This window comes from Streptomyces malachitofuscus (assembly GCF_055571035.1).
In genome coordinates this window covers 241589-244478 of sequence record NZ_JBVIGA010000013.1, presented here as the reverse complement: position 1 = coordinate 244478, position 2890 = coordinate 241589, and the positions used below count along the sequence as shown (strand labels likewise).

The window sequence follows — 2890 nt, the reverse complement described above, 5'->3', positions numbered from 1 at the left end:
CCCCCCCCCCCCCCCCCCCCCCCCCCCCCCCCCCCCCCCCCCCCCCCCCCCCCCCCCCCCCCCCCCCCCCCCCCCCCCCCCCCCCCCCCCCCCCAGGACCGGTCGTTCGTCGGGGTGCCTCAGCCGAACTGGCCGGGCTGGTAGTCACCGGCCGGCTGCTGGTTGATGACGTTGATCCGGTTGTACGCGTTGATGATGCCGATCAGCGAGATCAGTGCGGCGAGTTGGTCCTCGTCGTAGTGCTTGGCCGCGTTCGCCCAGGCCTCGTCCGTGACGCCGCCGGCCGCGTCCGCGATACGGCTGCCCTGCTCGGCCAGCTCCAGTGCGGCGCGCTCGGCGTCGGTGAAGACCTTGGCCTCGCGCCAGGCGGCCACCAGGTTGAGACGCAGCTGGGTCTCTCCCCCGGCGGCGGCGTCCTTGGTGTGCATGTCGGTGCAGAAGCCGCAGCCGTTGATCTGGCTGGCGCGTATCTTGACCAGTTCCTGGGTCGCGACCGGCAGTGTCGAGTCGTGGACCACCTTGTTCGCCGAGTTGATGTGCTTGAGCACCTTGCCCGCCAGGGCGTTGCCGAAGAGGTTGATACGAGCATCCACGGTGTGATCCTCCTGGTGCGAATTGCGATGACACCTTGATGACCGGGATGCGCGGGTGGGTTGTGACAGCGGGCGGATGTGACCTGAGTCTCACGCCGGCGGGCAGCGCAGCCAGACCTCCTGCACCACGTCCTCGGCCTCGACCGTGCTGCCCGGCACCCGGTGGGCGACGCCGAAAAGGCGCGACAGGGCCGCGGTGCGAAGACGTCAGGGGCGCCGGAGGTTCCAGGAACGGAGCTTGTCGGGATTGAGGACGACCCAGATCTGTACGACGTGGTGGTCGGCGATGTCGAGGCTGATGACCGCGGCGACCCGGCCGTCGTGGCGGACCACGAGACCGGTCCGCCCGTTGACGGAGTGCGTGTCCAGGGCCGTGCCCGGACGCCGGGCCAGCAGTCGCAGCATGCTGCGGGCGACCTGCGCGTCACCGTGCACCGGCCTGACCAGCGCCCGGACCTTGCCGCCGCCGTCGAAGAAGGCCGTGGCGTCGGGTGCCAGCAACGACGCCAGCAGATCCTCGTCCTCCTCGGTACAGGCACGCCGCACAGCGCGGGCCACGGCGTCGTGCGCCTGCGGTGTCGTGGGCCGTGCGCGCCGGGCCCGCAGACTGTGGCGCGCCCGTTCGGCCAGTTCGGCACACTCGGGCTCGCTCCGCCCCACGATGCCGGCGACCGTCCCCGGAGCCATGCGGAAGACGTCGTTGAGGACGAAGGCGGCCCGCTCGGCCGGGGTCAGTGAGTCCAGCACGTTCGGCAGAACACTGCTGACCTCCTCCTCCAGCTGCCTGCGCGGCTCCGGGCGGGCGCCGTCCTGGCCGGGCAGCGCCGGACGGGACAGACAGATGCCGCCGACGGCCCTGGTCAGCCAGGAGCGCGGCACGCCGACGCGCTCCTGCTCCGCTTCGGACAGCTCGTACCAGCGTCGGTACGCCTCGTCCACGACGCCCTCGGCGTCCCGGCCGTCGCCCAGCATCCAGTACGCGACATCCAGCAGATGCCGCCGTTCGTCGAGCAGCTCCGCGATCGGCAGTCCGTCATCGGCTCGGTCCATGGCGGAACCTCCCTCTCACACGACACCACACGACCCGGCCACCGGGAAGTCCCCACCAGCCCGTGCCGCGTCGTCGGGAACCGCTCGACGGAGTGACAGGACACGAGTAGATCTTGTGACATCCCCGACTCCGGGACACCGACGGTGACACGCTGTCACATCGGAGATTATTTTCCCCGCCCCGTCACGCCACCCCATGATCAGCGGTCATACGGGCGGAAGAAGGCAGTTCTGCCACCTCCGCCTATCGAAAGGCACTGTCATGCATCGCCGATCTCTGAGTCGCCGCTCCCGTACGTCGCTGTCCGTGGTGACGACGGCGGGCGTCGCCGCGGCCCTCCTTGCCGCCTCGGTCGCCCCGGCCGGCGCCGGAACGGGGTCCGCCCCGGACCGCCGCAAGCCGACCGTGGTCCTCGTGCACGGCGCGTTCGCCGACTCCACCAGCTGGAACGGGGTCGTGAAGCAGCTGCGGCAGGAAGGCTACCCGGTGGTCGCCGCGGCCACCCCGCTGCGCGGGCTGAGCAGCGACGCCGCCTATGTGAGGGAGCTGTTGGCCGGTATCGACGGGCCCGTCGTGCTGGCGGGCCACTCCTACGGCGGATCGGTCATCACCAACGCCGCGCGGGGAGCCGACAACGTCAAGGCGCTGGTGTACATCGCCGCCTTCATCCCCGACCGGGGCGAGAGCGCCCTCGAACTGGCGGCCAAGTACCCGGGCAGCACCCTCGGCGAGGCCCTGCGCCCCGTCCCTGTCACCCTGCCCGACGGCTCCCAGGGAGCGGACCTGTACATCGAACAGGGCAAGTTCCCCCACCAGTTCGCCGCGGACGTGCCGGAGAACACCGCCGCCCTCATGGCCGTCACCCAGCGGCCCGTGAGCGGAGCCGCGCTGGAGGAGGACGCGTCCGAGCCGGCCTGGGAGACCATCCCCTCCTGGGCCCTGGTGGCCACGGAGGACCTCAACATTCCCCCAAGGACCCAGAGCTTCATGGCGGAACGCGCCGACGCGCACACGGTGGAGGTCCGCGCCTCGCACGCCGTGAGTGTCTCCCGGCCCGACGACGTCGCCCGGATCATCGAGAGGGCGGCCCGCTCGGTCCGCTGACCGTCCGGCCCGAGGGGCGGGGGGGGGGCGCCACCCCCCCCCCCCCCCCCCCCCCCCAGGGGGGGGGGGGGGAGGGGAAGGGGAAAAAAGAAAGGGGAAAAAAACCCCCACAAAAAAACCCAGGGGCAACACGTGAGACCCC

The 2890-nt window shown here is 71.5% G+C and carries 3 protein-coding genes and 1 pseudogene; 1 reads left to right on the top strand and 3 read right to left on the bottom strand.

The features are described from left to right. Positions 1-119 precede the first annotated feature (119 nt). From ACZ44S_RS20780 to ACZ44S_RS20770, 3 genes and pseudogenes are all read right to left on the bottom strand, one after another. Positions 120-593 (bottom strand): carboxymuconolactone decarboxylase family protein, encoded by a 474-nt coding sequence (locus ACZ44S_RS20780; protein WP_466931149.1) that lies wholly within the window; start codon positions 591-593, stop codon positions 120-122. A gap of 105 nt (positions 594-698) precedes the next feature. Then, positions 699-782: pseudogene (locus ACZ44S_RS20775) on the bottom strand (sigma factor); the annotation flags it as partial. A gap of 18 nt (positions 783-800) precedes the next feature. Next, positions 801-1643, bottom strand: a complete 843-nt coding sequence (locus ACZ44S_RS20770; RefSeq protein WP_466931147.1) for a sigma-70 family RNA polymerase sigma factor family protein — start codon at positions 1641-1643, stop codon at positions 801-803. Positions 1644-1905: 262 nt separating this feature from the next. Here ACZ44S_RS20770 and ACZ44S_RS20765 point away from each other — a divergent pair, with 262 nt between their 5' ends. Then, positions 1906-2748: an alpha/beta fold hydrolase gene (locus tag ACZ44S_RS20765; RefSeq protein WP_466931146.1), complete on the top strand. Its 843-nt coding sequence runs from the start codon at positions 1906-1908 to the stop codon at positions 2746-2748. The last annotated feature ends 142 nt before the right edge of the window (positions 2749-2890 follow it).